Raw genomic sequence first — 24,660 nt, forward strand, 5'->3', positions numbered from 1 at the left:
ATCCACAATTCGTCATCAACGATCGGCGCTTGCATTCCTCATGATCCCGTTGCTCAGATGCTTGAGGTTAACAGGTCGCCGGCGAAGTTAACAGCCCCTCGAGGGTCTTTTTGAACTGGCCTCTAAGGATGTCTCTCGCTCGTAGTCCTCCAGATTCGCCAAGATCCGCGCAGTGTCGTTTAGCCTCGTCCGAGTCAGGGCGATAAAGACACTACGAGAATAACTCGGCAATGTGAAGATCACTCGCGTCGTCCGATCGGACGACTCAATGGACGAATGAGCCACACGGTACTTTCCAGAAAACTCACCGGATAAAGAGAACTCCAGCGAATCGACATCGTTACCAATCGGTAGTCTGTCAAAGAGAAATGTCAAAACAGCGGCTTGGTACTGTTCAAGCTTCATCACATCGATCCACTAAGTTATCCAGGATAAAAAGAGTTATCACGTGGCGTCCAAAATCTGCTTCTTGTACCAGGACGCAGCATCCAGGATATCCGCCTTCAACGCCGCACTCGCGGCTTCTGCATCGCCCTTTGCCAACGCAACGAGTACGTTGAAGTGGATGCATCGCGCCGCGGTCGTGCAAGGCTTCCGGTGAGGCCTGCATCCGATTCATGCCCGCTGCAATGTATGGTCCGCTTCGCAAGCGTAACCTTTCGATGATCGAAATCACTAGGTCCGACGTACGCGCTCGAGATCGCGACCGCGACGCGCGTCGATTTGCATTTCCCGTCGTTTACTGACGGACGCTCGTATAGCCAGGCCGCCAGGCCTATTACCTGCGCCGATGACTCGGCTTCAAGGGCGACTTGCGGGCCACTGGTGAGGTTCTCGTCGATCAATTACAGCAGATGGAACGCATGGGCTTTTCGAGTGCGGTACTGAGGGAAGGCTCCGACAGCGAAGCCGCCCGGCGGCCGTTGGAACGATTCGCGGCGTTCTATCAGGGCGATGTCGCGCGAGCAGCACCCTATCGTGAAAACGACGTGGATCGCTGAACGACTACTGCTTCGTGTGCGTTCGCGGCGCGACATCATTCAGTAATGGGATATTCCGTCTACCAGACGTCCTTCAGTTCGACACCGGTGTGGTCCTGGCGGGAAAATGCATTTCACGAATCGTTGGTTTGAGCGGCGTGGCACAGCCCGTAGCATGGGCGCCTCACCCATCCTCCAGCATCGGAATGTCCGCGCAAACAGACAAGGTCGTCCATTGGCTGCTGTGCAGCCTGGAGCCGAAAAGCCAGCTTTTTCATGTCGGCCAGTATTGCGGCGACTGGCAGGCGTCCACCGCCGGCCGCGCGAAAGCGAGCTTCCACGTTATCCTGCATGGATCGGCGTGGCTTCACTTCGCGGACGGGCGCGACAGCATCCCGGTCGCCGAAGGTGAAGCCGTCTTTCTGCTGCGCGACGTGCCGCACGGGTTGTCGCCGAGCCCGGTTCGCCCGCAGACCTGCGCGGTCGCCGGCGGCCACCCGCTCGAGCCACGCGGGTCGATGCAACCGCTCGACTCGTCGGTCGACGGTAGCGTCGGCCTCGCGTGCGGTTTCATCGAATTCCACTCCACCGTGTCGCGCGCGATCGTGTCGCTCTTTCCCGAGTACCTGATCGTGCGGCGCGGCGACGACGCCTATCGCGGCATCCATGGGCTATTCGACCTGATTCGCGCCGAAGGGCGTCATGGCGTCGATGCGCCGTCCCCGCTGATCGACAAGCTGGTCGAACTGCTGCTGTTCTATGCGGTGCGGGACGCCGCGGGGCACGATACCGTCGCCAGCGGGCTCGCGTCGCTGATGCAGCGGACCGGGTTCGGCACGCTGGTTGCCGCGATCATCGACGCGCCCGCCGACGCGTGGACCACCGATTCGATGGCCGCATTCGCGAACATGTCGCGCACCGCGTTCTGCAAACACTTCAGCGAAGCGTCAGGCCATCCGCCGATGCAGTTCGTCACGATGGTCCGGATGCGGCTCGCGGCGGACCTGTTGCGGCAAGGCCTGCCGATTTCGCGGGCGGGCGAACTGGTCGGCTATCAGTCGGAATCGGCCTTTGCGCATGCGTTCAAGCGCACGATGGGCATGCAACCCGGCGCGTGGCGCCGCGACCGCGACGACGCGTCGCAATCGGCCGCCCGCCTGCACTAACCGGCTGGCCGGCGCGACGTCGAAACGCACGTCGTGGGACGAACGCACAGGAATCGCGGATGTTCGCGCATTGTCCGGCGGCAGCGGCGCCTCGACAATGATCGCACTGCCCTTCCGGAGAATCCTGTGAGCCGCCTGCCCTTGCCTACCGTCGAAACCGCCCCCGCGGCGAGCCAGCCCTTCCTGGAAAAATCGCAGCGCGCGAACGGCTTCCTGCCGAATCTCGTACGCTCGCTCGCGAATGCGCCGGTCGCCCTCGAAACCTATCTGACCGTCGCGGAGATCAACGGCCGCGCGGGCCTCACGTTCGCCGAGCGCGAAGCCGTGCAGATCACCGCGGCCGCCGTCCACGGCTGTGCATTCTGCGTGGCCGGACACACCGCCGCCGCGCTGAAAAAGGCGCATGTCGACCGCGCAGACGTCGACGCGCTGCGCGGCGGCGAACCGGTTGCCGATCGGCGGCTCGACGCGGTGGCCGCCTTCACGCGCGCCGTGATCGCGACGCGCGGCGGCGTGACCGACGACGCGCTCGACGCGTTCCTGGCCGCCGGCTTCACCCAAGCGAACGCACTCGAAGTGGTGCTGGGCGTGAGCCTCGCGACGCTGTGCAACTTCGCGAACAATCTGTCGCGCAACGAACTCAACCCCGAACTGGCGGCATACCGATGGGAACCCCGGACACAGGCCGCCTGAAGGCACCCGCCCTCGACGCGTCGCTGGTCGACTGGCTCGACGCGAACGCCACGCAGCTCGACACGAGCGCCGCGCTGAAAGCGGACGTCGTGCCGCGTCTCGCGACCGCCGGCCTGTTCCGGACCGGTGTGCCCGCAAGCCTCGGCGGCGCGGGCGGCACCACCACGGACGCCATTGCCGGCATCGCCGCGGTCGCCGAGCATTCGCTGACCGCCGCCTTCGTGCTGTGGGGCCAGCGCAGTTTCATCGAATATCTGCTGCAAAGCCCGAATACCGCGCTGCGCGAACGCTGGCTGCCGGCGCTGCTCGATGGCCGTTGCGCCGGCGCCAGCGGCCTGTCGAACGCGATGAAATACCTGTCCGGCATCGAGTCGCTTCAGATCGACGCGACGCCGCACGCGGAAAGCGCCGACGATTGGCGGTTGACCGGCCGGATGGCGTGGGTGACGAACCTGCGCGCGGAACGGTTCGTGGTGGCGGCTGCCGTCGCGTTCGGCGATGGCCGGCCGTCCGCGATCGTCGCGATCCCGGATGACGCACCGGGCCTGACACGCAGCTCCGATCTCGACCTGATCGCGCTGCGCGGCAGCAACACCGCCGCGCTGCATCTCGACGGCGTCCCGACCGACGCCGCGTGGCTGATCCATCCGGACGCGCAAACCTTCCTGCCCGCGGTGCGACCGGCGTTCCTCGGCTTGCAGTGCGGGCTGTCGATCGGGCTCGCGCGGCGGGCGCTGGCCGAAGCGCGGCGCGCGGCGGAAACGACGCGCGGCATTCTCGGCCCCGAAGTCGAATCCTGCGCGGCCGGACTGGCCGCCGCCTGCGCGCAGCTGTCGGCCGGCCTCGCCGACGGTAGCCTGCGCCTGCACCCGAACCGCCTGTTCGAGCTGCGCATCGCGCTCGCGACGCACGTGGCCACCGCCGTGAACCTCGAACTCGAGGCGAGCGGCGGCCGCGGCTATCTGCGCGATGCGGGGCTCGGCTTCGAGCGACGCTGGCGCGAAGCGGCGTTCATTCCGATCGTCACGCCGAGCGTGGTGCAGTTGAAGGCGCAACTCGCCGCGCAGGCGCGGAGCATCGCCGCATGACGCCCCCGCTGCTGGACGCGCGCCATCTGACGCTGGGCTACGACGGCAAGCGGCGCCATACCGTCCTTGCCGATGTCTCGCTGTCGGTCGAGCGCGGCGAAATCGTCGCGTTGATCGGCCCGAGCGGCACCGGCAAGTCGAGCCTCCTGCGGGCGCTGGCGGGCCTGGAGCGGCCGCAATCCGGCACCGTGTCGATCGACGGTACGACGCTGCAGGGCCCGCACCCGAGGATCGCGATCGCGTTTCAGGACCCGTGCCTGCTGCCGTGGCTGTCGACCGAGCGGAACGTCGCGTTCGGGCTCGCCTTCGAACATCAGGAGCGCCTCACGCGCGATCAGCAACGCGAACGCGTCCGCTCCGCGCTGCACGCGGTCGGGCTCGAAGCCGCCGCGTCGCTGCGTCCGGCCCAGCTCTCCGGCGGGATGGCGCAGCGTGCGGCGCTGGCGCGCGTACTCGCGCGTCAGCCGCACGCGCTGCTGCTCGACGAGCCCTTTTCGGCGCTCGACGAAGTCACGCGCGCCGCGATGCAGCGGTTGCTGGTGAACATCGTATCGACAACGCGATGCGCGACGGTGCTCGTGACCCACGATATCGACGAGGCGCTGCTCGTGGCCGATCGCATCGTGCTGCTCGGCACGCAAGGCCGCCTCATCGACGCGTGGCACGTCGATTTCCCGCATCTGCGCGACGCGTTCGTGAGCGAACTCGGCACGATGCGCATCGACATCCTGAAGGCGTTGCAGGCCGGCATGAAACGCCCGCATGCGTCCGCACTCCATCCCTTGAACTGATCTCCCTATCCATGTGCCAGATTCCGATGTCGCGCCGCGAATGGCTGAAGCTCGCGGCCCTGTTCACCGCGACGGGCGCCGCCCCGTTGCTGTCGATGGCGAACGCGCACGCCGCGGCCGAACCGGATGCGCCGGTTCGCATCGGCTATCTGCCGATTACCGACGCAGCGCCGTTGCTCGTTGCGCACAACAACGGCTATTTCGCGTCCGAAGGGCTGACGGTCGAGCAACCGAAGCTGCTGCGCAGCTGGGCGCAACTCGTCGAAGCGTTCCTGTCCGGGCAGGTCAACGTCGTGCACCTGCTGTCGCCGATGACGCTGTGGGCGCGCTACGGCAGCCGCGCGCCGGCGAAGGTGGTCGCGTGGAACCACGTGAACGGCTCCGGGCTGACGGTCGGGCTCGACATCGATTCGCTGCGCGATCTCGGCGGCAAGACCGTCGCGATTCCGTTCTGGTATTCGATTCACAACGTCGTGCTGCAGGACATGCTGCGCCAGCAGGGGCTTACGCCCGTGCTCAAGCGGCGCGGCACGCCCGCGGCGAACGAGGTCAACCTGGTCGTGATGGCGCCGTCGGACATGCTGCCCGCGCTCGCCGCGCGCCAGATCGCCGGGTATATCGTCGCGGAGCCGTTCAATGCGACCGCTGAATTGATGAAGATCGGCAAGATCCTGCGCTTCACCGGCGATGTGTGGAAAAACCATGCGTGCTGCGTCGTGTTCATGCACGAGAACGATCTGGCGCAGCGCCCCGCGTGGTCGCAAAAGGTCGTCAACGCGATCGTGAAAGCACAGCTGTGGACGCGCGCACATCCGCAGGACACCGCGCAGTTGCTGTCGAAGGACGGCGCGCACCGCTATTCGCCGCATACGCTCGCGTCGCTCGACCGCGTGCTGGTGCCGTCGCCATCGCTGGCCGACACCTATCGGGCGAGCGGTGCGATCCGCCATGCCGACTGGCACGCGAAGCGGATCGACTTCCAGCCGTATCCGTTCCCGAGCTATACCAAGGCGCTGGTTCAGCGTCTGAAGCGCACGGTGGTCGACGGCGACAGCGCATTCCTCGCGTCGCTCGACCCGGCGTTCGCGGCCCGCGATCTCGTCGACGATCGATTCGTGCGCAAGAGCATCGAGGCAGTCGGCGGCCTGACCGCGTTCGGTCAATCGGGCGCGTTCCAGCGCGAGGAGATCATCGTTGTCTGACGCGCTCGCCTCCCGCCGCTCGTCCGCACCCGACACGCGCCGGAGCGGCGGCTCCCGCTACCCGGCACGCGTTGCCGCGGGATGGCTCGGCGTCGCCGGGCTCGTGGCGACGGTCGCCGTCTGGTGGGCCGCGATCCACGTGTTGACCGAGCCCGGCTCGCTCGGCCGGCAGTTCGCGCCGGACAGCGCGTTCGCCAGCCTGAGATCGCTGTGCGCGGACGATCATCTCGTCGAACACGCGCTCGTCAGCCTGCGACGCATCGGCGTCGGGCTCGGTGCGGCGCTACTGGCCGGCATCCCGCTCGGATTGTTGATCGGCCGCGTGCAATGGGTCGAGCGAATGCTGTCGCCGACGTTCCAGTTTCTGCGCATGGTGTCGCCGCTGTCGTGGATGCCGCTCGCGGTCATGTCGTTCGGCATCGGCGATCGCGCGATCTACTTCCTGCTCGGGTTCGCCGCGTTGTGGCCGGTGCTGATGAGCACGGCGGCCGGCGTCACGCAGATCGACCTGCGCTGGCTGCAACTCGGCGCAAGCCTCGCGGCCACCCGCCGCGAGCTCCTGGTGCATATCGTGCTGCCCGCCATCGCGGGGCCGCTGCTCAACGGCATCCGGCTCGCGATCGGCATCCTGTGGATCGTGCTCGTGCCGGCCGAGATGCTCGGCGTCAACGCGGGCCTCGGCTACCTGATCCTCGATACGCGCGACCGGCTCGCGTATTCTGAACTGACGGCAGTCATTCTCGTCATCGGCTCACTCGGGTTCGCGCTCGACGGTACCGCCCGCCTTCTGGCGCGGGCCGTGCTCGCGACCGATCGCTAGCGATTCGATGGCAGCCGCAAGAGCATGAAAAGCATCAAAAGGTCCCGTGGGCTGGCGCCGGATTGGTGCGGTCGACTCGGTGTCAGATTCTGCGAGGCCCCCCCGATCATTTGCTCGTCGCTTAAACAGGCGCCACTCACCGATAGCCGATCGCGAAGATGTCCGCGAATGCCTCGCGCCACGACACCATCGACGGCCGTCGAGGCTGTAATCAACCGGCTGCGCTCCGATCTGATCCTGCGTGATTTCCTGAATGTCGATCACGATGCCAGGATGCAGCCCATAAAAGCGATCGATCATGGGCCCCACGAGATACGCCGTGAAGGTCGGCGTCACGGCAACGCGCAGATTGCCGCGGCTCAGTTCGCCGACGTCATGTATCGCCCGCACGCCCGCACCCAGATCCTGTAGCGCGAGCTTCGCATAGCGCATCCACGCCGCGCCGGCATCCGTGAGTTGCACGTTCCGCCCCGAACGGTCCAGCCGCTGAGTGCGCCGCTTGTCTTCCAGTTGCAGTATCTGCTGCGACAGCGTGGGCTGCGAAACGTGCAGTGCCTCGGCGGCGCACGTGAAATAGCATGTTCCGGGACGGCCGGAAGGTAACGGATACCACGCAACAGCACGGCGAATTTCTTCGTGCCCGACAACAATTGGTATTGCCTATGGTTAGCATCACAAACCCGTCTTGGACACTATGACGGAACAGGTCCATTCTCTGTTCAACGCATCGCACTGACCGACGCGGCAACGAACGCCAGACTGAATGGAGCTGACCATGCAAGAGATCATCGACGGTTTTCTGAAGTTTCAACGGGACGTCATGCCCGCGCGCAGGGAGTTGTTCCGCAAGCTGGCGACCAGCCAGACGCCGCGCACCCTGTTCATTTCCTGTTCCGATAGCCGCATGGTTCCCGAACTGGTCACGCAGCGCGAACCGGGGGATCTGTTCGTGATCCGCAATGCCGGCAACATCGTGCCTTCGTTCGGTCCCGAGCCGGGCGGCGTTTCGGCTACCGTCGAATATGCAGTGGCCGCGCTCGGCGTGACGGATGTGGTGATATGCGGCCACTCGGACTGCGGCGCAATGACGGCCGTCGCGACGTGCAAGTGCCTCGGCCATATGCCCGCGGTCGCGAACTGGCTGCGCTACGCCGACTCGGCGAAGCTCGTCAACGAGGCGCGTGAACATGCGAGCGAGCGCGAACGCGTCGACTCGATGGTGCGCGAGAACGTCATCGCGCAACTCGACAATCTGAAGACCCATCCCTCCGTTGCACTGGGACTCGCGCAAGGCCGCCTCAATTTGCACGGATGGGTCTACGACATCAAATCAGGCTCCATCGACGCGCTCGATGCCGCGACTCGCCAGTTCGTGCCGCTCGCCGCGCATCCCGATGTCACCGCGACGCCCGCCGAGTGCGCGGCTGCGCTCTGATTCCCGGCTCGTCACACCGGCTGCCGATCTCACCAGGTTGATTTACTCAAGGAGCAGCATCATGACCCAATCGCAAGTCACACCGAACGCACGCGAAGCTTTGACGGAAACGATCGTCGACGCGAAGGTGCGCAAGAACCTCACGTTTGAAGCCATCAACGAAGGCACGGGCCTGAGCCTCGCATACACGACAGCCGCGCTGCTCGGTCAGCATGCGCTGCCGGAGAACGCGGCGAAGCTGGTCGCCGAACGCCTCGGGCTCGACGCGGACGCCGTGTGCCTGCTGCAAACCATTCCCGTGCGCGGCAGCATTCCGGGCGGCGTGCCGACCGATCCGACCGTCTACCGCTTCTACGAAATGGTACAGGTGTACGGCTCGACGTTGAAGGCGCTGGTTCACGAGAAATTCGGCGACGGCATCATCAGCGCGATCAACTTCAAACTCGATATCCAGAAGGTTCCGGACCCGGAAGGCGGCGAGCGTGCCGTCATCACGCTCAATGGCAAGTATCTGCCTACCAAGCCGTTCTGAACCCATGATGCAAAGACGAAAATTCTTACTGAGCACCGGTGCCGCGCTTGCTTCGGGCGGCCTTGCCCTCTCGGGTTGCACGATGACGGGGCGGTGCTCCACGTCGAGCACCAACAACGCGCCGTACCCCACAAGGAGATCCGAAATGACTTCACCCGCAGCAGTTCGCCCGCCGCTTCCGCCGTTCACGCTGGAGACGGCCATCGAGAAAGTCCGTCTCGCGGAAGACGGCTGGAATTCGCGCGACGCCGCCAAGGTCGCGCTCGCCTATTCGCTCGACACGAAATGGCGCAATCGCGCAGAGTTCGCGAACAATCGAGCGGAAGCGCAGGCGTTCCTCGAGCGCAAGTGGAAGAAGTCTTACAACAGTATTGGTCAAAACCACAGTCGTATGCCTACCCGTTATCGTAGGTGGGTGACTGTGTCCGGCGTTTCAGGGGGCTGCTCCAATTGGATTGCATAGCCAATTTTCCTAGTTCGTCCGCTTTGCAGCGAGGAGCCGACGTCTGCATGTCCGAACGAAGGGATGATCGAATGTCGCCTGGTGGCCGGAAGCCGTCAGTAGCCGGCGGTGGAAAGCGACGATACCGTCCTCTAGCGCGTGTCTCATGCCCCTGAAGGGTTCTCACCCAGCTTCAACGTCGTGCCTGAGGGAATCGCTGCGGATGGCCCTTCACCTCGGCGGCCGGTTCGTAAGATCCGAGATCAATCCGCCGTTCGTGCACGACGCCGGCGAGGGCGTGCGGGCGGCAGACGGCGTCGCCGTGATCGCATGACACGGCGCCACCCGAGCGTTCGTGCGATGCGACCACTGTCGCACGAACGGCGGCCCGACCCGCATCAGCTCGCGCCGTCCGCCGGACCTGCACACCGAACCTGCTCGATACATGCGCACAGCGCTTGTGCGATCGCGTCGAGCGGTGTGCCGGGCCCGAAAGTCGCCGTGATGCCCTTCGCCTTCAGATGTCGCGCATCCGCAGCGGGAAAGATTCCTCCCAACACCACCGGAATCTCGGCGCGACGCAACGCCAGTTCGTCGAGCAGCCCTTCGACGAGCTCGAGGTGGGCGCCCGACAACGACGAAACGCCCACGATATCGGCGCCATGCGCCTGTGCGGCTACCGCCACGGCGGCCGGCTGCTGAAACAGCGGCAGGCGAAGGACGTCGAATCCGGCGTCCTCCAGCGCGGCTGCGACGACCGCCGCACCGCGGTCGTGTCCGTCCTGGCCAAGCTTGGCGATCACGATGCGCGGCCGGCGTCCCGCGCGTTTCGCCAGTCGCCCGACGCGGCCCTTCGCCGCCCGCCATGCGGCGTCGCCTCGCCGATGGTCGCCGTAGACGCCCTCGCCGTCCGCTTCCACCGCCGCGGCATGCCGCGGCCATACCGATTCCAGCGCGCGCGTACACTCCCCGACGGTCGCACGTGCCCGCATGCAGTCGATCGCCAATGCGAGCAGGTTTCCGCCGCCGTCGCGCGCCGCATCGGCCAGCCGCTGCAACGCCGTCGCCACCCGCGCCGGATCGCGCGCCGCCTTGACGGCTGCGATTCGCCGCGTCTGCCCCGCCCGAACATGGCGGCCGTCCATCTCGCGCACCATGAACGCGTCGGTCGGGTCGCTCGCGACGAAACGGTTCACGCCGACCACCGTCCGGCGCCCGGAATCGACCTGCGCCTGCGTCTCGGCCGCGGCATGCAGCAAGCGCCGCTTCACCCAGCCGGACTCGATCGCGGCGATCACGCCGCCCTGCGCGTCGATGGCCGCCAGCTCGGCGCGCACGCGCGTCGCGATGCCGTCCGTCAGCGACTCCATCATGTACGAACCGGCCCACGGATCGACCGTGTCGCACAGTCCCGTTTCATGCTGCAGAATCAGCTGCGTATTGCGCGCGAGGCGCGCCGCCGCCGCGGACGGCAGCGCAAGCGCCTCGTCGTACGCATTCGTGTGCAGCGACTGCGTGCCGCCGAACGCCGCGGCCATCGCTTGCGCCGTCACGCGAACGATGTTGTTCTCCGGCTCCTGTGCCGTCAACGACCAGCCCGATGTCTGGCAATGCATGCGCAGTGCACACGCCCGGGGCGAACGCGCGCCGCACGCGTGTGCGATGTCCGCCCACAGCAGACGCGCAGCGCGCAGCTTGGCGATTTCCGTATAGAAATCGCTGCCGACGCCGAAGAAGAAGCTCAGACGCGAGCAGGCTTCATCCGCGGGCATGCCGCGTGCGGCCAGCGTGTCGACGTACGCACGCGCGTTCGACAGCGTCAACGCGAGTTCGAGCACGGCATCGGCGCCGGCTTCCTGGAAGTGATATCCCGACACCGACAGCGCATTGAAGCGCGGCGCATGCCGCGCCAGCCACAACGCGACGTCGGCGACGATCCGCATCGACGGTTCCGGCTCGAAGATCCACGTATTGCGGACCATGTACTCCTTCAGGATGTCGTTCTGAATCGTCCCGCCGATCCGCTCGGGCGGCACGCCCTGCTCCTCGGCGGCCACGACGAACGCTGCCATGATCGGCAGGACCGCGCCATTCATCGTCATCGACACGGTCGTGCGGTCGAGCGCGATGCCGTCGAACAGCCGCGCCATGTCCTCGACCGTATCGATCGCGACGCCGGCCACGCCGACATCGGCCCGCGCCTCGGCGCAATCCGAGTCGTAGCCGCACTGCGTGGCCAGGTCGAAGGCCACGGACAGCCCCTGCGCGCCCTGCTCGAGCGCCGTGCGAAACGCGAGATTGGAATCCGCCGCGTCCGCATGCCCGGTGTATTGCCGGATCGTCCATGGGCGATCGGTATACATCGACGCGTACGGCCCGCGCACATAGGGCCATGCGCCAGGCATGCCGTCCAGATGCGCGACGCCTTCGAGATCGCCGCGCGTGTAGCATGTCCGCAGCGGCACCGCGCGCGCGCGTCGATCGTTGCGCTCGACGTTCGCCACGTCGGCGCCCGACTCCATGATTGCTGCTTCGTTCATGCCCGACTCCGACTCCAGCGCTTTTGCGTGATCACGTCGGCAATCTTCATCCCGTCGCCCTCGCGCACGATTTCGCTCCAGTGCAGCAGGCCGTCCGCATCGGATCGAGCACGCGCGAAACGAACCGTCAACGAATCGCCGATGTCGAGATTTCCATGAAAGTACAGTTGGCGCGCCGCCAGCACCGGTGCGTGCCCGAAGCGGAAATGCTGCCATTCCGCGCGGTCGACGAATGCCTGGAAGCTGGCGAAGTAAAGCAGGTCCGCGCCATTGAAATCCATGTTCGGGCACGGCAGGAACGAGACGCTTGCGCCATCGTCCTCCGCGAGGCCGGCGAGCGCCGGCACGATCGACGCATCCCGCACCCGCAACCTCTTCGCCCGTTCCGCCATCGACAGCGCATCGGCCGGGACCGGGCCGGTGCGGCCGTCGATCCCAGTCATTCGCGCCTTCACCACCGAGCGGTTGCTGCCGGCGTGTTCGCGCGTCACGAACGTCGACATCATCCGCACGATACCGACTTCGTCGTCGCCGTGCCGGACTCGCTGTTCGCTGAAATGGCGAATCGGGCCGACCCTGTGAAGCGCGACATGAAGCGCGAACGTGTCGTTCTCGCGAATCGCGTGACGGCCGTTCATGTCGACGCGCACCGCAACGAACGACGCATATGCACGCCGCCCCTCGTCGTCGAAGAACTCGGGTGCATCGCGGCCGCTATGCGCGGCCAGCGCGTCCCAGTGACGCTGCCCGCACTCCTTGAGCAGCCAGTTTTCCGCGAGCCCGGTGTGCGCGAGTTGCGGCATGCCGGCCCGATAGCGATGGATGGCGGTATGCATCGGCGTCAGGCGGCCAGGCTGTCGGCCGAGCGCCGCGCGGCCGTCATCTCGGCCTGGATCTGGTCGACGATATGGGCGGCATCGCGCGCCACCCCGGAGAATCGCCCCGAACCCCACGTGTATAGCCAGGGCAGCCCGACGAAGTAGAGTCCCGGCACCGGCGTCACGCCGCGCCGGTGCGCGGGATAGCCGCGACCGTTGAAGACCGGCGCATCCAGCCAGCTGAAATCGGGGGTGAAGCCGATGCACCAGATGACAGAGGCGATGCCGCTGGCCGCGAGATCGAGCGCCGTGCGCTCGCCGGCCGGACGCCACACGGGTTCATAGCGCGTCGCGGGCGGCGCGGCAATCCCGTTCTTCTCGATATGGGCATCGATCCCAGCGTTGATCCGGTTGTACGTATCGTCCGCGCTGTCGAGCTGTGCTGACAGATCCGCGGAGAATCGCAACTGCCCGCCCGTGAAATCCTCCAGCCGGCCGTACAGTTCCATTCCTTCGGCGGCAAAGCGGCGCAGATCGATATCGCGCCCGCCGTCGCGGCCGGTCACATAGTGGTTGGTGTTGTCCCGCACGCCTTCGCGCAGCGGATGCGCATCGACCGGCATGTCGTAGTACTGCATGTCGGCCAGCCAGTCGACGACGTCCCTGCCCCGGTAGAAACGGGCACAGCGAGGGGCATCGCCCACCGCGAGGAATACCTTTCGCCCAGCGAGGTGGAGGTCTTCCGCGATCTGCGCACCCGACTGTCCCGATCCGACCACGAGCACCGGTCCGTCCGGCAAGGCGGCCGGATTCCGGTATTCCGACGACTGGATCTGCACGATCGTTGCGGGAAACCGCTCGGCCATCCGCGGCACGATCGGCCGATGGTAGCCGCCCGATGCAACGACGACCTGATCCGCCGTGTAGGTGCCACGCGACGTCGCGATGCGATAGCGCCCGTCCGCGTCGCGCGTCACCCGCTCGACGGCGGTATGTTCCAGCACCGGCGCATCGACGCTGCGGATAAAGCCGTCGAGATACTCGACGATCTCGTCCTTCGTCATGAAGCCGTGCGGATCAGCGCCGCGATACGGATAGCCCGGCAGCGCACACTGCCAGTTCGGCGTCACGAGACAGAACGCGTCCCAGCGCTGCCTGCGCCACGTGTGCGTCACGGTCTCCTTTTCGAATACGAGATGATCGATACCTGCCTGCTTCAGGTAGTAACTGATCGACAGGCCGGCCTGCCCGCCGCCGATGACGACTACGCCGAGATGGGAATCGATAACCGGGAGGCTGGATGAAACAACGGGTTCGCTTGACATGATGCAGTCCTGAATGTGTGTTGAAGACGACAATGGATTCCGGCGTGCCGGACGCCCTAAACGAGCTCGATGACGGTCACGGTCGCGTCGCCCTGCGGCGCAAATCGCTCCGCGTGCGCTTCGATCCGTGACAGCTCGTCCATCGCGGCCGAACACGCGAACCCGTATTTCTCGCGCACGCGATCGGACGCAATACCCAGTGCGCGCCGCGCTCGCTCGACGAAGTCGTCGAGCGCGTATTGCGTGTCGGGCGCGAAGAATTCCGACACCACGGTCGAAGGCGAATAGCAATTGGTTTCCGACTGGTCGGGCCAACGGACCCGAAAATGCATGACCGGCATGATGCCTCCTTACTGGGCGGACGATGCTTGCGCACGCTGCGCCAGCCTGTCCTGGTAAATGTTCAGATGCCTGCGCGCACTCGCGTCCCATGTGAAGCGGCTCAGCAGTGCGGGGACGGCATGGGTGAAATCGGGAGCCCGCCGCCCCGAGAGCGCGTCGCGCAGCGCGTCGGCGATCGAATCCACGTCGGCGGGATCGGCCCACACGCACGCGTGCTCGTCCAGATACTCGGTAAACGGTTCGATTTCGGATACGACGACGGGCTTGCCGCACGCGAGCGCCTCGAGCACGACCAGACCGAATCCCTCGCGGATCGACACCATCGACACCACGTCGGCGCAGTGCATCAGCGCGACCAGCGCCGCATCGTCGAGCGGCCCGGTCGGCACGACGGCTTCGTCGACGCCGATCCCCAGCCCGAGCGCGGCGGCGCGCGCGACGAAGCCGCGCGCATAGGCGTCGTGATCGAGCAGACTCGCGCCGCCCGCGATCACGAGCCGTGCGCCGGGCATCGTGCCGCGCAGCCGGGCAAACGCCTCGAGCAACGCGATCGAGTTTTTCCGCTGCTCGATGCCGCCGATCGCGAGCACGACCGGCGCGCCGTGCACGCCGAACCGCTGCCGCACCGCCTGCACGTCCGCCTGGTCCGCCCGAGCGAACCGGGCGACGTCCACGCCGTTGGGCACCACGCTGGCGTCGACCCCGTACGTCTTGCGCATCGTGGCCGCCCACGCAGCGCTCACGCACAGCACCTGGTCGGCTGCTCGCCACGCCCGCTCCTGCCAGCGTTCGAGCTGCGGGTCGTCGAATACGTCGAGGTGATGCACGGTCCGTACGAATCCGTCTATCGCGCCCGACTCCTTCAGCTCCGCCAGCGCATTGCCCGTGATGCTGTCCTGTGCATGCAGGACGTCGAACCCGCTGGCATCGTGCTCCAGCAATGCGTGCCTCATCGCGGCGATCCGCGTGCGCACCATTTCCGCGATGCTGCGCGGATGGCCATCGACACGCGCCAGCACGACGCGGCACCGGACATCGCGGAACATCGTCTCGCCCGGCGCGGCCGGCGCGAACACGGTCACGTCGCTTCCCGCTTCGTGCAGCGCCCTCGCGAGTTCGAGTGCGTGCACGACACCGCCGCGCGGATTGACCGAGTGGGTCAGCAGCGCGATGCGCAACGTATCGCCGCTCATCAAACACCTCCGCCGGCGCCGGTAATGAACGGCTCGATCCGTAAATCCCACAGCACCGCCGTTTCGCCCGCCTCTTCGACGACGACCTCGCGCGTTGCGTCGATATCGCCGATCACGGCGCACGCGAGCCCGCGCGCCGCGAAGCGTTCCGCGATCGCGTCGGCATGCACCGGCCGCGCGGCCATCAGGAACCCGTAGCTCGGAAACGCCGCCAGCCAGCGATCGAAGTCGACGCCGGGAGGCCGCGGGATCGCGTCGAGCGCGATCCGTGCACCGACGCGCGAGCATTCGACGAGCATCAGCGCCGTCCCGAGCACGCCGGCCATCGAGATATCCTTCGCGGCATCGCACAGCCCATCTTCCGCCAACGTCGGCAGGATCTCGAGATCGCCGCGCAGCCGGGCCGGCGACGCGCCGACCGACGCATTCCAGAACGGATACGGCTCCTCGAATGCGCCGCGCAGGTCGACCGCCATCATCAGACGATCGCCCGGCCGCGCGCTGAAGCTCGACAGCAGTGCGCGCGCCCGGCCCAGGATCGACACGGCCAGTTGCCCCTGCGCGCTGCGCGTGTTGCTGTGGCCGCCGACGATCGGCACGCCATACGCCGACGCCGCCGCTGCCATCCCGGCAAGCACCGGCCGCGCGGTGTCGATCCCCTCGCTCCACAATGCGTCGACGACGGCGATCGGCCGCCCACCCATCGCATAGACGTCGCTGACGTTCGCCATCACGCCGCTGTACCCGGCGAACCACGGCATCGACTCGACGAAATCGCCGACCATGCCCTCGATCGCAAACAGCAGGTAGCCGTCCGCGTCGGGAATCGCCGCGCAGTCGTCACCGAGTGCAACCGCCTGTGCGAGATCCCGTTCGCCGTTCGGCGATGCCGCGGCGAGCGATGCCACCACGCCGGAGATGTCGTGCTTGTGCTGGAAGCCGCGGCTTGCGCGCAGCGTCGCGATCCGATCCTCGACGCTCATGGCCGCACCTCCGAGCGCAGGACGAAACCCTTGAACGGCGTGCCGCACGGCGGATAGTGTGCAAGCTGGGCCTGCATCAGTTGATGAGGACGTCCGAACAACGATTCTTCGCCGAGCGCATCCCAGTGAAGCCGGCGAAACAGCGGCACGTTCTGCGATTGCACGTGTGCGACGAAGGTCCGGCAACCTTCGGCATGCGCGCTGCTGACGGCCAGCGCGATCAGCATCGAGCCGATCCTGCCCTGCCGGCGAAACGCCGGATGCACCGCGAGCCGCGACCCCATCCAGGTTCCGGGCACGGTTTCATGAATCCGCACCGTACCGACCACCTGCTCCGGCAGCCCGGCGCAGCAGCTGACCGCGACCAGCAATTGCGCGTGGCGATCGATATCGTCGCGATCGTCGCCGACGAAGATCCCTTGCTCGATACAGAATACGGCCCGGCGCAGCTTGTATGCTTCGTCGATTTCCCACGGAAGCTCCGCCCATTTGATCCGGTATTCGGCGGGCCGGTACGTGTCGAGGTTGTCGGCCAGCCCCATCTCTACGCAGTACATGGTCACGCCTCGTAGGTCGACAGTGACGAGCAGGCGCCGCACTTTCCGCACCCGGCCTTGATGTCGGCGGAACGCATGCCGGCGTCGCGCAACATCGCGCCGAGCGGCGCGAGCACCGCGCGCATGAAGTCCGGCGACGGTGCCGGATGGCTCTCCAGCGGCGTGCCACTGATCGGAACGAACGGCACGACGAACGGATACACGCCCAAGTCGATCAGCTCGCGCGACATGTCCAGAATCGCGGCCTCGCTGTCGCCCAGCCCGGCGAGGATGTAGGTGCTGACCTGGCCGCGGCCGAACACGGCGACGGCCGCGCGAAATGCCGCCATGTACCGGGACAACGGCACGCTCGCCTTGCCCGGCATGATCCGTTCGCGCACGGCCGGCGTCACGGCCTCCAGATGCATGCCGAGCGTATCGATCCCGCTTGCCTTCATCCGGTCGAACCAGCCGTCGTCGTCGGGCGGTTCGCACTGCGCCTGGATCGGGAGATCGACGGCCGCCTTGATCGCGAACGCGCTCTCGCACAGGATGCGGGCGCCGCGATCCGGCGTCGGCGGTGTGCCGGTCGTCAATACCATGTGCTTGACGCCGTCGAGCAGGACCGCCGCGCGCGCCACCTCGGCGAGCTGTTCAGGCGTCTTGCGGGCGATCGTCCGGCCGGCGGCCAGCGACTGGCCGATCGAGCAGAACTGGCAGGTCTTGCGCCGGCTCTCGTAGCGAATGCAGGTCTGCAACACGGTGGTCGCCAGCACGTCGGCACCATGCAGCGTCGCGATGTGCGAATACGGCACGCCCTCCAGTGTCTGCAACGCGCAGAAGCGCGGGTTCGACGGAAAGCTGATGCTCGCGATCGGAATGGTGCCGCGCGAGAGCAGGCTGACGCCCGCCGCGTCCGGCGCCGCCGCGACGAACGGCGAATCCCACGCGGTGCTCGTGTGCACCGGCACCATGATGGTCATGCCATCGACCGTCACGGCCTTGTGATCGGATGGCCCGGCGCCGCCGCGCCGGCTTGCGGCGCCAACCCGGGGGTCCGCGAGGCGCAGCCCGACCGACTGCAGTTCAGTCATCAATTGCCGGCTCTGCACCGACGGTTTCGCGTTCGCGCTCATGGCTGTTTCCCTCGAAGTCGCGTGCGGCCGACCCGCTGATCCCCATCGGGGTCACCGTGGTCGCCGGCCGAGTGTTGATGGCAAGGCTCAGCAGTTCCGGACGGGCATAGTGGCCGACCGAATCCATCATTCGCTTGCGTTTGGTGATCAGCGCCATGTCCAGATCGGCGATCACCATCCCTTCGCCCGAGCGCAACGGCTCGGCCAGATGCTGGCCTTCCGGGGACACGATCGCGGTATTGCATCCGCCGCGCAGGGCTTTCTGCAGATCCGGATCGCCCGTGATCGACTCGATCTGGGCATCCGTCAGCCAGCCGGTCGCATTGACGACAAAGCAGCCCGATTCCAGCGCGTGGTGACGAATCGTGACTTCGATCTGCTCCGCGAAGATCGGGCCCACCAGCGAACCGGGGAACTGACTGCAATGAATCTCCTCGTGCTGCGTCATCAGCGCATAACGGGCGAGCGGGTTGTAGTGCTCCCAGCACGCGAGCGCGCCGACCCTGCCGACACCGGTCTGCGCGACCTTGAGCCCGGCCGCGTCGCCCTGCCCCCAGATCATCCGCTCGTGAAACGTCGGCGTGATCTTGCGGCGCTTGACCGCGAGCCGTCCGTCGACGTCGAAGATCAGCTGCGTGTTGTACAGGCTGCCGTGGTCGCGCTCGTTCACGCCAAGCACGACGACCATCCCGTGCAGGCGCGCGCGCTCGGCGACCGCATGCGTCACGGGCCCGGGCACCACCACGGCCTGCTCGTAGAGCCGCATGTGATCGACGCCGGATGCGACCGGCGCCCGCACGAACGAGAAGTACGGGTAGTACGGCACGAATGTTTCGGGAAAGACGATCAGCTGGACACCCTTGCCGGCGGCCTCGTCGATCGCCGCGCAGACCTTGTCGAGCGTCCCCCCGGCCCGTTCCAGATCGGGAGCGATCTGGACGGCTGCCGCACGGACGATGCGTTTGTCGGACATGATGGCACCCGTCATTCGATCAAACGGTCCAGGTATGGATGACCAGCGCGTTCTCCTTGCGATGAAGCAGCTGGATATCCAGCACGTCGAGCGGATTGATCGGTCGGATGCCTTCGATCAGCGACGCTTCGCCGTGCCCGTACAGCGCCTGCAGCGCAAAGCGGCACGCGTAGACCTTCCCGCCCTCTTCCATGAACTTGACGAGTTGCTTGTTGAAGTTAAGGTGGCCAGGAAACGCCTCGTCGCCGAGTGTCGGAAATCCGCGCTGCAGGCCGAGCGTCACACCAGGGCCGTAGAGCAGCACCGACGTCTCGAAGCCCTTGCGTTGCAGGCGCGTCGCCTGCAGCAGGTTCACGAAGCCGATCGATCCTTCGAACGCAACCGTGTGGAACGTTACGAGCGCCTTCTCGCCCGGTTCCGCCTTGACGTCTTCGAAAACCTTTTCCTCGTAATCGACGAGGAAATCTCCTTTCTTGTGCAGAGGCTGATTGACTGCGGGCATAGCACGCTCCGTTTGAAAATGAGTTGAGTGATGTTCCCGAACGCTTTCGGATCCGGGCGAGCTCATTAACGCAACGCATATGCCAACCGGGCCCGATCCGATGCAATCACTCTCCAATCATTCAATCGATAAACGCCGATGCTGTCGGCCCAATCCTTGCGTGACCGGATCGGGACCGGACGGAAAACGACCGTCCAGCGCGCCGCCGCGCACCGGACTGATGCAGCAGAAAAGGGTTCGTGCGCATCGAACGTGCATCGATGCATCAATCCGATACACAATGCGATCAATGCAATCAACCGGCTGCAAAACGGCGATATCTATATTTTTCTATTAATGCGTGATGCTAACGTTTTGATGAATCATCAAATGGAAACAGGTATGGATTACGCAGTCCATCATTGGTCGAAGCGGCTATTGGACAGCAGGAAACCAGCGTACCTGCTGATCCCCGACCTCATCGAGGAAGATCTCGCCGCGGGCCGTCTGAAACCACGCGAGCGCCTGCCCGGGCTGCGCGATCTCGCCAGTGCGCTGAACCTCAACTACACGACGGTGGCCCGCGCCTATGCGGAAGCTCGCCGGCGCGGCCTGCTCGATACGCGCGCGGGAAGCGGCACATTCGTGCGCGGCCCGACGCGAACGATTCCGCTGTCGGGCGGCAGCAGCATCGAAATGTCGATGAACATGCCGCCCGAGCCGCCCGTGATGGCCAGGCGGCTGCAACAATCGGCAGCGGCATTGTTCGATGGCGCCGATCCGTACCAGCTCATGCGATATCAGGATTTCGGCGGCGCCCCGGCGGATCGCGCCGCCGGCCGCACGTGGCTGGCCAATCGCCTGCCCGGCTGCAGTAGCGATACCGTGCTCGTTTGCCCGGGCATCCACAGCGCACTCGTCGCGCTCGTCTCGACGCTTGCACGCCGCGGCGATGCGATCTGCCTCGATTCGCTCGCTTACCCCGGCATCAAGGCAATCGCCTCGCAACTGGGCGTGCAGTTGCAGCCCCTGCCACGGGACGACGACGGTCCGTTGCCGCACGCATTCGAATCGCTCTGCAAAAGCGGACGGCCTGCCGCGCTGTACTGCAACCCCACCCTGCAGAACCCGAGCACGCTCACGATACCGTTCAGGCGCCGCGAAGCCCTGGCCGATGTCGCGCTGCGCTACAACGTGCCCATCATCGAGGACGACGCCTACGCGATGCTGCCGCAAAGCGCGCCGCCGCCACTGGCGTTGCTGGCGCCCGAGCTGACCTACTACGTGACCGGCATGTCGAAGAACCTCGGCGCCGGGCTGCGAATCGCGTACCTGCTGGCGCCGACGGTGCGGGAAGCACAGCGCATCGCCGGCGCGTTGCGCGCCACGACCGTGATGCCGAACCCGTTCACGATGCTGCTGTCGACCCAATGGATCAACGACGGCACCGCGAGCGAAATGCTGGCCGCGATTCGATCGGAGGCGCATGTACGGCAGGCGATCGCGGGCCGGATTCTCGGCGCATGGCCGTTGGATGCCCACCCCGACGGGTTCCATCTCTGGTTGCCGATTCCGCGCGAATGCCAATGGACCGCACCGGATCTGGCGCAGCATCTGCGGAGTCGAAGCGTCGCCGCCGTGGCAAGCGCGGCGTTTTCGACGGACGGCGACCCGCCGGCGGCGATCCGCATTTGCCTCGGTGGGCCGCAGGATCGGGAGCAGTGCCGGGACGGCCTGGAACTCGTCGCGGATGCACTCACCGACGCACATCATCTTTACAGTGCGGCGATGTAGCCGCGCCCCGCGTGGCGGACTGAACGCACGGACCCGACGCCGTACTACGTGTCCGCCCGCTTATGCCGCCGGTGTGGCGCGGAACAGCAGCATTGGATTCCTTAGACCAGAATGAAGTCGTCACCATTTGCAACGTAAAGTTGTCACTTCGCTGGTCGTCATTGAGCGGTAGATGCGCGCCCCTCGCAACCTCATGAGGTTACGCTCGAGTGCTATGTTCTTCGGAGTACATCGGCTCTACGCGAACATACCCCCTCTGCAGATCGCCGCTCTCTTCTCGAATTCGTTACAGCACGGGTTCAGAGAATTCTCCGTCGGATAGCCCAACGGGCGAACCCGGGTCGGTTAAGGCTCCGTGAAAATCAACACTCTAGCCACAGCGGTAGGCGGGCGTCACAGCAGATCACGACGCAGCCTTTTCGGCAGCCTACGCTTATAGAGTGGTTGGAGCAGCGCCTCACAGTCCCGCAATAGCCCCCTCGTCGCCGATTCCCTTCCGTGTGATGTCCGCCGGCATCATCGACCGAAACATCCGCGGACGACGGCAGGCCGAACAGGTAGGACACCCCTTCTCCGAGACACTGGAAGGTCAGCAAGACCGCGAACGCCTGCAGCATGAACCGCTTCTCCCGAACGTGGCCGCGTTACCTCGCAGCCGATGGGCCGGCGGCATGCGACGCCGGTGTGGACGATACGCGGGATCGTGCCAACAATGGGCGCGGCAGGCACCGCCGGCCATCACGCGATCGGAATCGGGATCGGGCCGCTGCGATCCGGCCGCCGGTGTCGCATTTCGACGCACCTGTCGCCCCGCTCCCCATGCGGAAGCGGCGGACCCAAGCCCGCCGCTTCGCCGTTCGCATTCGAACCCGTTCGAATGTCGCCCGCAGCCCTACTTCAGCCGCGTCGCGATTTCGTTGGCCATCGCCTTCATCGCCGCCTTGGTCGGCGCATCCTCGGCCAGTGCGTTCAGCAAACCGAAATCGTGAATCGTGCCGTCATATCGCGTGGTCGTCGCATCAACGCCGGCTGCGTCAAGCTTGCGGCCGTACGCTTCGCCTTCGTCGCGCAGCACGTCGAACTGCGCGACCTGGATCAGCGCGGGCGGCAATCCCTTCAACTGCGTGGTGCTCGCACGCAGCGGCGACGCGTAGATCTCGTTGCGTTGCGCTTCGTTCTTCGTATAGGCGTCCCAGAACCACTTCATCATCGGCCGGGTCAGGAAGTGACCCTGCTGATACGCGTTGTACGAACCGGTATTGAAGTCGTGGTCCGTCACGGGCCACAACAGGCCCTGGAAGCGGATTGCCGGGCCGCCTTTGTCCTTCGCCATCAGCGCCACGACAGCCGCCATGTTCCCGCCGACGCTATTGCCGACCACCGCGAGGCGGCTGCCGTCGACACCGATTTCCGCGCCGTGCGCGGCGACCCACTTCGTCGCCGCATACGCCTGGTTGATCGCGACCGGGTAATGCGCTTCCGGCGACGGCGTGTAGTTCACGAACACCGCGACGGCGCCCGATTGCACCACCAGATCGCGCACCAGGCGCTCATGCGTCGGGAAGTCGCCGAGAATCCAGCCGCCCCCGTGGAAAAACATGAACACCGGCGGCGTGCCCGCCGCGCCCTGCGGGCGCACGATCGTGATCGGCACCGACAGGCCGTCCTGCTCGATCGTGCGGTTCGATACGTCGATGCCGGACAGGTCGACCTTCGCGCCGCGCTGGGCATCGACCAGCACCTGACGCGCCTTCGCGGGACTCAGCGTTTCGAGGCCCGGCCCCTTCTGGCCGTTCAGCACGGCGAGGAACCCGCTGGTCGCCGTATCGGGGCGGACGCCGTCAGTGCCGGCGGCAAAGGCGGCGGGGGCGGTGAACACCGCGGCCGCAACGGCAGCGGCGATCAGCAGCGGCTTGACGATTTTCATGATGAGACTCCTTGGTTCAACCGGTGAATGCAATGAATGGCAATGGATTCGTTCGCAGTACGTGCGATCAGACGAGCGTCAGCGTGACGTCGATGTTGCCGCGCGTCGCGTTCGAGTACGGGCAGACGATGTGCGCGCGATCGATCAGCGTTTGCGCGGTTTCACGGTCGAGGCCCGGCAGCGAGATCTTCAGTTCGACTTCGATGCCGAAGCCGTTCGGGATCGCGCCGATGCCGACGCTGCCTTCGATCGCGGCATCCGCGGGGATCGCGATCTTGTCGCGGGCCGCGACGAACTTCATCGCACCGATGAAGCACGCGCTGTAGCCAGCCGCGAAAAGTTGTTCGGGGTTCGCGCCGGCGCCGCCCGCGCCGCCGAGTTCGCGCGGCGTGGTCAACTTCAGGTCGAGACCGCTTTCGGGCACCGTGGCACGGCCGTCACGGCCGCCGGTGGCTTTTGCATGAGCGCGGTACAGAACTTTTTCGATCGACATGACGGACTCCTTTTCAATGATGAGTGAGTGAAACAGCCTTCCAACCCGGGATCGCGCGCCGACGGCCTGGCCGCCGGCATCACGCTTGTTTATCTACTCATAGATAGATGCATATCCCCAAAAAATGCGGATGATCGAATCCATCCGCCCGATTATCTATCTACTACGAGATAGATAACTAACCCCAACAAAAGGCGGCGAACCGCCTGACTGCCTGCCCCGTCCGTCAGGACCGGGTTTTCCAGACGGCCTCGACATCCTCGAGACGCGCCCGCGTATGAAACAGCCGGCTGGCCAGCACGCTGCCCTGGAACGCCGCGTACAACGTGCGCGCCGCCGTTTCCGGCGTGCCGCTGAACTGCAGCGTGCGCTCCTTCGCGCCCTGCGCCAGCAACTCGGCGAGCCAGTTCTCGTTGGCCTTGAAAAAGGCCTGAACCGCCTGCCGCACGCGCTCCGGCAACGATTCGATGTCCGCCGCGAGCATGCCGCACAGACAGATCTGATTGCCGTCGCCAAGCGTTCTGCCGAACAGCTTCGTGTAGAGGCTCAGCTTGACGTCGGCCGGCAACGCCGGATCGATCGCGCGCATCGCCGCAACCACTTCGTCGCTGTACGCCGCCACCGCTTCCAGAACGAGATCGTCTTTCGACGGGAAGTAGTAGTGGATGCTCGACGTCTTCACGCCAACCAGATCGGACAGGTCTCGATAGCTGAAGCCGTTGTAACCGCGCAGCATCATCAGCGTGATCGCGTGGTCGAGAATCTGATCGCGGACGGTCGTCTTCGTTTCCATGGATCGAACATTATCTACTTGTAGATAGATAGTCAAGATCTTTTTTATTGGGTGCGATGAAAGGCCTGCCGGATCCCGGGTGTCGGCAAGCGTGCGGCTGTTGCAGTTCGTAGATTCTGCTAATTGTGTCCGCTCGCGCGCTAACCGTGTCCGACTATTCCGCTAATGCGGAGCGGC

At 65.6% G+C, this 24,660-nt stretch carries 22 protein-coding genes and 4 pseudogenes; 11 read left to right on the forward strand and 15 right to left on the reverse strand.

Going from position 1 to position 24,660, the window contains the following annotated elements:
* Positions 1-633: 633 nt before the first annotated feature.
* The 7 genes and pseudogenes from G3N64_RS39760 (at position 634) to G3N64_RS16765 (ending at position 6,740) form a co-directional block, all read left to right on the forward strand.
* Positions 634-1,001: pseudogene (locus G3N64_RS39760) on the forward strand (DUF934 domain-containing protein).
* A 185-nt stretch (positions 1,002-1,186) separates the two neighbouring features.
* The gene (locus G3N64_RS16740; RefSeq protein ID WP_205784925.1) at positions 1,187-2,146 is read left to right on the forward strand and encodes an AraC family transcriptional regulator; all 960 of its coding nucleotides are present in this window, start codon (positions 1,187-1,189) and stop codon (positions 2,144-2,146) included.
* A 126-nt stretch (positions 2,147-2,272) separates the two neighbouring features.
* A complete protein-coding gene (locus tag G3N64_RS16745) occupies positions 2,273-2,839 on the forward strand; it encodes a carboxymuconolactone decarboxylase family protein (protein WP_205784926.1) in 567 nt (188 codons plus the stop codon).
* Positions 2,812-3,927 (forward strand): acyl-CoA dehydrogenase family protein, encoded by a 1,116-nt coding sequence (locus G3N64_RS16750; RefSeq protein ID WP_205784927.1) that lies wholly within the window; start codon positions 2,812-2,814, stop codon positions 3,925-3,927. The genes G3N64_RS16745 and G3N64_RS16750 overlap by 28 nt, the downstream gene beginning before the upstream one ends.
* Positions 3,924-4,718: an ABC transporter ATP-binding protein gene (locus G3N64_RS16755; RefSeq protein ID WP_205784928.1), complete on the forward strand. Its 795-nt coding sequence runs from the start codon at positions 3,924-3,926 to the stop codon at positions 4,716-4,718. Before G3N64_RS16750 ends, G3N64_RS16755 begins: the two co-directional genes overlap by 4 nt.
* An 11-nt stretch (positions 4,719-4,729) precedes the next feature.
* Positions 4,730-5,920: an ABC transporter substrate-binding protein gene (locus G3N64_RS16760; RefSeq protein WP_205784929.1), complete on the forward strand. Its 1,191-nt coding sequence runs from the start codon at positions 4,730-4,732 to the stop codon at positions 5,918-5,920.
* Positions 5,913-6,740, forward strand: a complete 828-nt coding sequence (locus tag G3N64_RS16765) for an ABC transporter permease (RefSeq protein WP_205784930.1) — start codon at positions 5,913-5,915, stop codon at positions 6,738-6,740. Before G3N64_RS16760 ends, G3N64_RS16765 begins: the two co-directional genes overlap by 8 nt.
* A 219-nt stretch (positions 6,741-6,959) precedes the next feature.
* On the opposite strand, the pseudogene G3N64_RS16770 reads toward G3N64_RS16765, so the two are convergent.
* Positions 6,960-7,363 (reverse strand): annotated as a pseudogene (locus G3N64_RS16770) (LysR family transcriptional regulator); the annotation flags it as partial.
* Positions 7,364-7,515: 152 nt separating this feature from the next.
* Between G3N64_RS16770 and G3N64_RS16775 the strand changes: the two are divergent.
* The 3 genes and pseudogenes from G3N64_RS16775 to G3N64_RS16785 form a co-directional block, all read left to right on the forward strand.
* Entirely contained in the window at positions 7,516-8,175 is a 660-nt protein-coding gene (locus tag G3N64_RS16775; protein WP_205784931.1) for a carbonic anhydrase, read from the forward strand.
* 61 nt (positions 8,176-8,236) lie between these two features.
* Positions 8,237-8,707, forward strand: a complete 471-nt coding sequence (cynS, locus tag G3N64_RS16780) for a cyanase (protein WP_205784932.1) — start codon at positions 8,237-8,239, stop codon at positions 8,705-8,707.
* A 145-nt stretch (positions 8,708-8,852) separates the two neighbouring features.
* Positions 8,853-9,065, forward strand: a pseudogene (locus G3N64_RS16785) (DUF1348 family protein); the annotation flags it as partial.
* Positions 9,066-9,547: 482 nt separating this feature from the next.
* Here G3N64_RS16785 and scpA read toward each other — a convergent pair.
* From scpA to G3N64_RS16835, 10 genes are read right to left on the reverse strand one after another with little or no spacing between them, the layout of a single operon-like run.
* Complete coding sequence (gene scpA / locus G3N64_RS16790; protein WP_205784933.1) at positions 9,548-11,689, reverse strand: methylmalonyl-CoA mutase; 2,142 nt, start codon at positions 11,687-11,689, stop codon at positions 9,548-9,550.
* On the reverse strand, positions 11,686-12,525 hold the full coding sequence (locus G3N64_RS16795) for a Pnap_2097 family protein (RefSeq protein WP_205784934.1): 840 nt from the start codon (positions 12,523-12,525) through the stop codon (positions 11,686-11,688). The genes scpA and G3N64_RS16795 overlap by 4 nt, the downstream gene beginning before the upstream one ends.
* A gap of 5 nt (positions 12,526-12,530) precedes the next feature.
* Positions 12,531-13,832 (reverse strand): MSMEG_0569 family flavin-dependent oxidoreductase, encoded by a 1,302-nt coding sequence (locus tag G3N64_RS16800; protein ID WP_205784935.1) that lies wholly within the window; start codon positions 13,830-13,832, stop codon positions 12,531-12,533.
* A 56-nt stretch (positions 13,833-13,888) separates the two neighbouring features.
* Complete coding sequence (locus G3N64_RS16805) at positions 13,889-14,173, reverse strand: MSMEG_0570 family nitrogen starvation response protein (RefSeq protein ID WP_205784936.1); 285 nt, start codon at positions 14,171-14,173, stop codon at positions 13,889-13,891.
* Between the two features lie 9 nt (positions 14,174-14,182).
* The gene (locus tag G3N64_RS16810) at positions 14,183-15,367 is read right to left on the reverse strand and encodes an MSMEG_0565 family glycosyltransferase (protein WP_205784937.1); all 1,185 of its coding nucleotides are present in this window, start codon (positions 15,365-15,367) and stop codon (positions 14,183-14,185) included.
* A complete protein-coding gene (locus G3N64_RS16815; RefSeq protein ID WP_205784938.1) occupies positions 15,367-16,350 on the reverse strand; it encodes a sll0787 family AIR synthase-like protein in 984 nt (327 codons plus the stop codon). Before G3N64_RS16815 ends, G3N64_RS16810 begins: the two co-directional genes overlap by 1 nt.
* A complete protein-coding gene (locus G3N64_RS16820; RefSeq protein ID WP_205784939.1) occupies positions 16,347-16,907 on the reverse strand; it encodes an MSMEG_0567/Sll0786 family nitrogen starvation N-acetyltransferase in 561 nt (186 codons plus the stop codon). The genes G3N64_RS16815 and G3N64_RS16820 overlap by 4 nt, the downstream gene beginning before the upstream one ends.
* Positions 16,908-16,909: 2 nt before the next feature.
* Positions 16,910-18,022 (reverse strand): MSMEG_0568 family radical SAM protein, encoded by a 1,113-nt coding sequence (locus tag G3N64_RS16825; RefSeq protein WP_241021028.1) that lies wholly within the window; start codon positions 18,020-18,022, stop codon positions 16,910-16,912.
* Complete coding sequence (locus G3N64_RS16830) at positions 17,973-18,995, reverse strand: Nit6803 family nitrilase (RefSeq protein WP_205784940.1); 1,023 nt, start codon at positions 18,993-18,995, stop codon at positions 17,973-17,975. The genes G3N64_RS16825 and G3N64_RS16830 overlap by 50 nt, the downstream gene beginning before the upstream one ends.
* Positions 18,996-19,014: 19 nt before the next feature.
* Positions 19,015-19,497 (reverse strand): MSMEG_0572/Sll0783 family nitrogen starvation response protein, encoded by a 483-nt coding sequence (locus tag G3N64_RS16835; protein ID WP_006405208.1) that lies wholly within the window; start codon positions 19,495-19,497, stop codon positions 19,015-19,017.
* A 381-nt stretch (positions 19,498-19,878) separates the two neighbouring features.
* Here G3N64_RS16835 and G3N64_RS16840 point away from each other — a divergent pair, with 381 nt between their 5' ends.
* Positions 19,879-21,270, forward strand: a complete 1,392-nt coding sequence (locus G3N64_RS16840) for a PLP-dependent aminotransferase family protein (protein WP_205784966.1) — start codon at positions 19,879-19,881, stop codon at positions 21,268-21,270.
* Between the two features lie 542 nt (positions 21,271-21,812).
* On the opposite strand, the pseudogene G3N64_RS16845 reads toward G3N64_RS16840, so the two are convergent.
* The 4 genes and pseudogenes from G3N64_RS16845 to G3N64_RS16860 form a co-directional block, all read right to left on the reverse strand.
* A pseudogene (locus tag G3N64_RS16845) lies at positions 21,813-21,887 on the reverse strand (CidA/LrgA family protein); the annotation flags it as partial.
* A 275-nt stretch (positions 21,888-22,162) separates the two neighbouring features.
* Positions 22,163-23,197 carry an alpha/beta hydrolase gene (locus tag G3N64_RS16850; RefSeq protein ID WP_126223996.1) on the reverse strand — a complete coding sequence of 345 codons (1,035 nt, stop codon included), beginning with the start codon at positions 23,195-23,197 and terminating at the stop codon, positions 22,163-22,165.
* A gap of 67 nt (positions 23,198-23,264) precedes the next feature.
* On the reverse strand, positions 23,265-23,690 hold the full coding sequence (locus G3N64_RS16855) for an organic hydroperoxide resistance protein (RefSeq protein WP_011880657.1): 426 nt from the start codon (positions 23,688-23,690) through the stop codon (positions 23,265-23,267).
* Positions 23,691-23,916: 226 nt separating this feature from the next.
* On the reverse strand, positions 23,917-24,483 hold the full coding sequence (locus G3N64_RS16860) for a TetR/AcrR family transcriptional regulator (protein WP_205784941.1): 567 nt from the start codon (positions 24,481-24,483) through the stop codon (positions 23,917-23,919).
* Positions 24,484-24,660 lie beyond the last annotated feature (177 nt).

The organism is Burkholderia sp. Ac-20344 (assembly GCF_017104975.1).
Lineage (GTDB): Bacteria > Pseudomonadota > Gammaproteobacteria > Burkholderiales > Burkholderiaceae > Burkholderia.